This window comes from Blastomonas sp. CCH1-A6 (genome assembly GCF_001556365.1).
Lineage (GTDB): Bacteria > Pseudomonadota > Alphaproteobacteria > Sphingomonadales > Sphingomonadaceae > Blastomonas > Blastomonas ursincola.
Window position 1 is genome coordinate 1 of sequence record NZ_LSIS01000300.1, and the last position, 7,151, is coordinate 7,151.

Sequence of the window (7,151 nt, forward strand, 5' to 3'; positions counted from 1 at the left end):
TAGCGCCACCTTCAGCGGCTCGCCCAGCGGTGCGGGCATCGGGCGCATCTCAATCGCGGTATCGCCGGTGGCGGCGAGCAGCAGCCGGATGCGCGTGGGCACCTCCAGAAAGAAGCAGGCATGGTTGAGCGCGTTGCGCACGGCGTGCCGGTCGAACGAGAATCCCAGCGCCGCCGCGCTCGCCTTCATCCGCTCCAGATGCAGTTCCAGCCGGACGATGCCGCTCGCAGGATCAAATCCCATGGTCTCGATGAGATCGAACCGCCCCGCCCTTGCCTGCAATCCTGTCGCCGCCTTCAAGAACGCCCCCTTGACCAGACATTCGCGCCATTCGTCTGCTGCGCCGGAATCCGCGACCACCCCCGATCCCAGCCCAAGGCTGACCTTTTGCGCATCGGCGGCAAGATGCAAGGTGCGAATTGCGACATTGAAAGCGGCGTCACCCGGCTGGCCTTCGCGATGCGGGTCGATCCGGCCGATCGATCCGCAATAGATGCCGCGCGGCCTCGCCTCGATTGCGTGCAGCAATTCCATCGCACGGATCTTTGGCGCGCCGGTGATCGATCCGCAGGGATAGATCGCGCGAATGATGTCGATCGCATCGCGGCCCGGCGCCAGGCCCGCGCGTACGGTCGAGGTCATCTGGTGGACGCTGGGATAGCTTTCGATGCGGAACAGATCGGTCACGCGCACGCTGCCGGGCACCGCGACGCGCGCCAGATCGTTGCGCAGCAGATCGACGATCATCAGGTTTTCCGCGCGGTCCTTTTCCGAGCTGCGCAGCTGTTCCGCAGCCTCGGCATCGCGCGCGGGATCGGCTTCGCGCGGGCGCGTGCCCTTCATCGGGCGCGCGGTCATCTCGCCCTGGCGCAGCGAGAAGAACATTTCGGGCGAAAGGCTCAATTGCCAGTCGGCACCATCGAACACCACGCCGCCATAGCCCGCCGCCGATCCCGCGCGCAGCGCGCGATAGAGCGCCAGCGGATGGCCCGAAACCGCAGCATGGTTCTGGAAGGTAAGATTGGCCTGGTAGATGTCACCGCGCGCGATCGCTTCGTGCACCAGCGCAAAGCGCGCCGCATAGTCATGCTCGGCCATTTCGGGGCGCGCCGGGGTCAGAGAGGCTTGCGCCTCCCCGCCCTGCAGCGTGAGCCAGCCGGGCACGGCCTCTGGCGGCATGACGTCATGACGTTCAAACAGCCCGAACCAGGCCAGCCGCATCGGCCCCAGCGCATCGAGCAGCGGCCGCAGCCGGGGTTCGAGCGCATGGCCGGCTTCGTAGGTCAGATAGCCCGCTGCATGCAGCCCTGACCGCCCCGCGCTGCGCAACTCGTCGAGCAACTGGTCCAGCTCTTCGGCGGTGTGCGCCGACAGGCAGCGCACCGGATCGCGGTACAGCCGCGCCGGGCTACCCCCCTGCACGCGGGCATCATCGAGCAGAACGAAGGGCTGGGAAAGACGGGCGGGCCTGGGGTCCATGGCCCGCGCTTCTAGGGCCTGGCTGCATCACTGCCTAGAGGGGTGTTTGGCAGGCCATCTGGCTGTGCGGTTGCCAAGGGCGCGCGCGCCGCATAGACGGGCAGCAAGACATGAAGGGACGCAGGATGCATCGGCGCATTTGGACATGGGCGCTGGCCGCGCTGGCGGTCGGTCTGGCTGTCCCTGTGGCCGCCGAGGACGCCGCCCCGGCCGATCCCATAGTTCCGCCCCCGGCTGCGATGGTGGCCGATGGCGTTCCGCCCATCGCGCAATCGCTGGTCGCAGACACGCGCCCCTATCTCGAATATCGCACCGCCGGGTTTGTCGGCTGGCACCCTGTCGACCGGTCGATGCTGATCACCACGCGCTTCGCCAATGTCGGGCAATTGCACCGCGTCGCAGCCCCCGGATCGGCGCGGCGGCAGGTCACCTTCGAGGAAGAGCCGATCTTCAGCGGCAGCTGGTCGCCCGATGGCGAGGTGCTGCTGCTCGAGAAGGACGCCGGCGGCAACGAGGTCTCGCAGATCTATGCGCTGGAATCGGGGCGGCTGACTTTGCTGACCGACGGCAAGAGCCGTCATGCGCTGGGACCGTTTTCCGATGACGGCAAGCTCGTCGCCTATGGCAGCAACATGCGCACCGGCGTCTATAATGACATCTATGTCATGGACCCGCGTACGCCCGGATCGGCGCGGATGGTGCTTTCCACCGACAGCGGCGGCTGGGCGGCGATCGATTTCGCCCCCAATGGCCGCGATCTGCTGGTGTTCAACTATATCTCGGTCACCGACAGCCAGTTGCACATCATCAATGTCGAGACCGGCGCGATCCGGCAGGTGACGCGCGATGCCACCCCGGTCGCCTATGGCAATCTGCAATTCGCCCCCGATGGCCGTCTTTGGGTCTCCAGCGACAAGGACTCGGACGTCCAGCGCCTCGGGCTGCTCGACACAGAGACGGGGATGTTCACCCCGATGATCGACGGCGGACGCTGGGACATCAGCAGTTTCGACATCGCGAAGGATGGCAAGACCATCGCCTATGTCGTTAATGAAGCAGGCTTTTCCAGGCTTTATCTTTACGATATCGCCAGTGGCGCCAAGCGCCAGGTGGCAGGGCTCCCTCCGGGCGAGATCGGATCGGGAATGAAGTTTGCACCCTGGGGCGATCTCGGTTTCACCGTCTATTCCAACCAGTCGCCCGGCGATGCCTATAGCCTCGACCCAGCGACGCTCAAGGTCACCCGCTGGACCGAGAGCGAGACCGGTGGGCTCGACCCGGCGACCAACGTCCTGCCCGAGCTGGTCGAGATCAAGAGCTTCGACGGCGAGCCGATTTCCGGTCTGCTTTACCGGCCTGATCCGAAACGGCACCCAGGAAAGCGTCCACTGATCATGTCGATCCATGGTGGCCCCGAGGGTCAGGCAACCGCGGGCTTTCTCGGCCGGACCAACTATCTCATCAACGAACTCGGTATCGCGCTCTTCTACCCCAATGTCCGGGGCTCGACCGGGTTCGGCAAGCGCTTCGTGGCGCTCGACAACGGCCCGTTCCGCCGCGAGAATTCGGTCAAGGACATCGGCGCCTTTCTCGACCGGCTGGGCAAATATCCGACGCTCGATGCCAAGCGGTTCGGGGTTACCGGGGGCAGCTATGGCGGCTATATGTGCTATGCCAGCGCGATCCGCTATGGCCGCCGTTTCAATGCCGCCAGCTGTATCGTCGCCATCTCCAACTTCGTCACATTCCTCGAAAATACAGAGGAATACAGGCGGGACCTCAGACGGATCGAATATGGCGACGAGCGCGTTCCGGAGCTGCGTGCCAAGCTCGAGGAGATCAGCCCGCTGACCCGGGTCGATCAACTGAAGATTCCGCTGATGGTGGTGACCGGCGCCAACGATCCGCGCGTTCCGGCGAGCGAGGCGGATCAGATCATCGATGCGGTACGCTCGCATGGCGGCACGGCCTGGCACCTGCTCGCGCGTAACGAAGGGCATGGCTTCCGCCGCAAGGAAAATGCCGATTACCTGTTCTGGGCCACGCTCGCCTTCTGGCAGCAGCACCTGCTCGGCGCACAGCCCGGCGCCGCCGACTGAACCTTTCTCGCACAAGGATTGCTCATGGTTGCCTCCGTCTTCGATCTGTTCAAGATCGGCATCGGCCCTTCCAGTTCGCACACCATGGGGCCGATGGTCGCGGCCGGACGCTTCGTCGCCAGGCTCGCCGATGCCGGTCAGCTCGATCGGGTAGCGCGGGTGGAGACGCGGCTCTATGGATCGCTCGCGCTTACCGGCAAGGGCCATGCGAGCGACCGCGCGATCCTGCTCGGCCTGGCCGGGGAGGAGCCGGTAACCTGCGATCCCGACGCCGCGGACCGGTTGATCGAAACGATCCGGGCGAACGGCGAGATCCTGCTCGCCCGGCACCATCGCATCGCCTTTGACGAACCGGCAGACCTGATCTTCCTGCAGCGCGAGCGTCTGGAATATCACAGCAATGCGATGACCTTCGCCGCCTTCGGGCCCGACGGGGAAGAGCTTGACCGACGCGCCTATTATTCTGTCGGCGGCGGGGCGGTGATCGATGAGGGCGAGACCGGCGGCAACGCGCCCGGAAGCGGCGGGCTGTGGGATGTTCCGCATGTCTTTCGCTCGGGTGCCGATCTGCTTGCCATCGCGGCGGAGACGGGGCTGTCGATCGCCGAGATCATGCGCGCCAACGAGCTGGCAGCGCGCAGCCCAGAAGCTCTGTCGGCCGGGCTTTCCGACATAGCCCAGGCGATGTCGGCCTGTATCGACCGCGGCATCCGCACCGGCGGCATTTTGCCCGGCGGCCTGAAGGTGAAGCGCCGCGCGCCGCTCGTGATGGCGCATCTGATGGAGCGGCAGGAGCGGATGCTGTCCGATCCGCTGACCGTGATCGACTGGGTCAACCTCTGGGCGCTCGCGGTGAACGAGGAAAATGCAGCGGGCGGCAAGGTCGTCACCGCGCCGACCAATGGCGCAGCGGGGATCATCCCCTCGGTGCTGCGTTTCTACGATCGCTTCGCGCCCGGCGCCGACCAGGCAGGCATCGAACGCTTCCTGCTCACCGCCGCCGCGATCGGATCGCTGTTCAAGGAAAATGCCTCGATCTCGGGCGCGGAGGTCGGCTGTCAGGGCGAGGTCGGCGTCGCCTGTTCGATGGCGGCAGCGGGCTTGGTCGCAGCCTGGGGCGGTTCGCCGATGCAGGTCGAGAACGCGGCGGAAATCGGCATGGAGCACAATCTGGGGCTCACCTGCGATCCGGTCGCCGGGCTCGTCCAGGTGCCGTGCATCGAGCGCAACGCGGTCGGTGCGGTCAAGGCGATCGAGGCGGCGCGACTGGCGATGATGGGCGACGGCACGCACCGGGTCAGTCTGGACGAGGTGATCGAGACAATGCGCCGCACCGGGCTCGACATGAACGAGCGCTACAAGGAAACCTCGCAGGGCGGGCTCGCGGTCAACGTGGTCGAGTGCTGAGCCGTTCGGCGCGTGCCTTCTCGCGCGCGGCCTGGCGCAGCGCCATCGCTCGGTCCCACCAGGGGTGCCCGGCATGGCTCTCGGCCACCGTCCTAACGCTGCGGTCGCCCAGATAGATCGCTAGTCCCCCCGTCCGGTCGAGCAGCGCCCGGTCCGCCTTGAACCAGCGCGGGCGGCAGCTCTTCGGCAGCCAGCGCGCCGCGATGACAATATCGGCCCTGCGGCACGCAGCGGCCAGGTCGCGCTCTGGTATCCGCTCGCGGCTTCTGCCGATGAGCACCCTTTGATAGCGCAGTATCAGGCTGCAGAAATCGGCATTGCACCGCGCGCCAGGCCAGTCCTGGATCGCGATCGGCTGCCCCTCGAACGCTGCGCTCTCGCTCAGGCTTTGCAGCGCATAATCGCCTGCATTGCGGCGCAGTAGCACCAGCGCGCCGTCGGGCGCATTGACCGCGACGTGCTGACCGTCGCCCGTCACCAGCAGGTCAGGCGCGGGCTGGAGCGCGGCGAGCAACGTGGCTAATGCCACCGGGATCAGCCCCAGCCAGCGTCCGCGCGTCCGCCACAGGAACAGCCACAGCCCCCCGATCACGAACAGCGCGAACACCGGCGCGCCGCTTCGCGGAAACAGCGCGACGGCGCCGGGAGTATCGGCGACGCCATGCGCAAGGTCGATCAGCGCCTGGATCGCGATGCCGCACAGCCACCAGAAGGGCGCGCCGAGCCCGACAAGATCGAGCAGCAACGCCAACGCCTCGACCGGCATGATGACGAAGGTGGTGAGCGGAATCGCCAACATGTTGGCGAGCGCGCCATAAAGCCCCGCCTTGCCGAAATGGTGCAGCGCGATCGGCATCAGCGTGAACTCGATCAGCAGCCCGGTGAGGAAGGTCATCGCGAGGAAGCGCGCCGCTCGCCCAGCCCAGCCCAGGTCCGCCGCTGCCCAGTTCCGCATCGCGGGATGATCGTGCAGCGCGACGATCGCGGTAACGGCGGCGAAGCTCAGCTGGAAGCTCGGCCCCATCAGCGATTCGGGCCAGATCAACAGCACCAGGAATGCCCCTGCCGCTATAAGCCGGGGTGAGACCGGATCGCGCCCGAGCGCCAGCGCGAGCAACACGAGCAACGCCGCCGCGCACGATCGGATCGTTGGCACCTCGGCCCCGGTGAGCAAAGTATAGCCGATCCCGGCCAGCGCCCCTGCTCCGGCTGCGACGAGCGGCAGCCGCCAGGCGCGGGCGAGCGGCGGGAACAATGCAAGGAGCCGCAGCGTCAGCAGCCAGACCGCGCCGATCAGCGCGGTAACGTGCAGCCCGCTGATAGAGAGCAGATGCGCCAGGCCGCTCGACCGCATGGCCTCGGCATCTTCCTCGCTGATCGCGCCACGATCGCCCGTCGCCAGGGTCGCGGCAATGCCCCCCGCCCCGCCGGGCACCGAGGCCTGGATATGGGCCGAGAGCCGCGCGCGCAGCGAATCGAGCGCCCCCGCCGTTTCACCGGGCTTCAGCAATTGCGGCTTGTCGAGCATGCTGCCCGTCGCGCCGAGCCGGTCGAACCACGCGCGCTGGGCAAAGCTGTAACCGCCGGGCAGCGCCGCCTGCGCAGGCGGCATCAGCCGCGCCCGGCCCGTGATCATCGCGCCGGGCTGCAGCGCCGGGCTATCCAGGTCGAGGTCGAGATTGACCCGCACCCGCGCCGGCAGGCCGAGCGAAGGACCGGGCTGGACGATGAGCCGCACCATGTCGCGTGCAGGCAACGTCTCGCGCGCCTCGATCCGCCCGGTCAGCACGCCGAACCAGGGCGCGGGAAGCGGGTCGGCGGCAACGCGCTCGGCACGCCAGGCCATGGTCGCGCAGCCTGCCGCGAGCATCAGCAGACCGACGAACAGGCAGCGCGCGGCCAGTTCCATCGCGCCAAACGACCGGCACCAGGCGAGCAGCGCCAGCGCTCCGGCGAGGCTGAGCGCGATCACTGCTACCGGCCACTCGCCGCCAGGCAGCGCGAACCAGGCAGCAATCCCCGCGCCGAACGCGACGACGATCCATACCGGCAGCTGATCGCGCTCTGCCAGCAGCCATTGGCCCATGGCCGCGACGGAAGGCGGGGCCATTGAAAACCGGCGCAGACTGGCCATTTGTCGCTGCCAGAAAGCCGTGCTAGAGGCGG

General features: G+C 67.2%; 4 protein-coding genes. 2 read left to right on the plus strand and 2 right to left on the minus strand.

Translation table 11 applies throughout. The features are described from left to right. Positions 1–1,479, minus strand: a 1,479-nt coding sequence (gene pabB, locus AX735_RS14305; protein ID WP_066281637.1) for an aminodeoxychorismate synthase component I, incomplete at its 3' end; no start/stop codon positions are given. A gap of 125 nt (positions 1,480–1,604) precedes the next feature. On the opposite strand from pabB, the gene AX735_RS14310 reads away from it, so the two are divergent. Continuing rightward, positions 1,605–3,578, plus strand: coding sequence for a S9 family peptidase (locus tag AX735_RS14310; protein WP_066281650.1), 1,974 nt, complete (start codon positions 1,605–1,607; stop codon positions 3,576–3,578). Between the two features lie 24 nt (positions 3,579–3,602). Continuing rightward, a complete protein-coding gene (locus AX735_RS14315) occupies positions 3,603–4,985 on the plus strand; it encodes an L-serine ammonia-lyase (RefSeq protein WP_066281639.1) in 1,383 nt (460 codons plus the stop codon). On the opposite strand, the gene AX735_RS14320 is transcribed toward AX735_RS14315, so the two are convergent. After that, positions 4,966–7,151: ComEC/Rec2 family competence protein (locus AX735_RS14320; protein WP_446471822.1), on the minus strand; the 2,186-nt coding region annotated here is incomplete at its 5' end. The two genes, AX735_RS14315 and AX735_RS14320, sit on opposite strands and share 20 nt — an antisense overlap.

What these genes read in the sequence shown, in the direction of transcription:
- AX735_RS14310 (WP_066281650.1), top strand. Translation starts at nt 1,605, where the DNA reads ATGCATCGGCGCATTTGGACATGGGCGCTGGCCGCGCTGGCGGTCGGT.
- AX735_RS14315 (WP_066281639.1), top strand. Translation starts at nt 3,603, where the DNA reads ATGGTTGCCTCCGTCTTCGATCTGTTCAAGATCGGCATCGGCCCTTCC.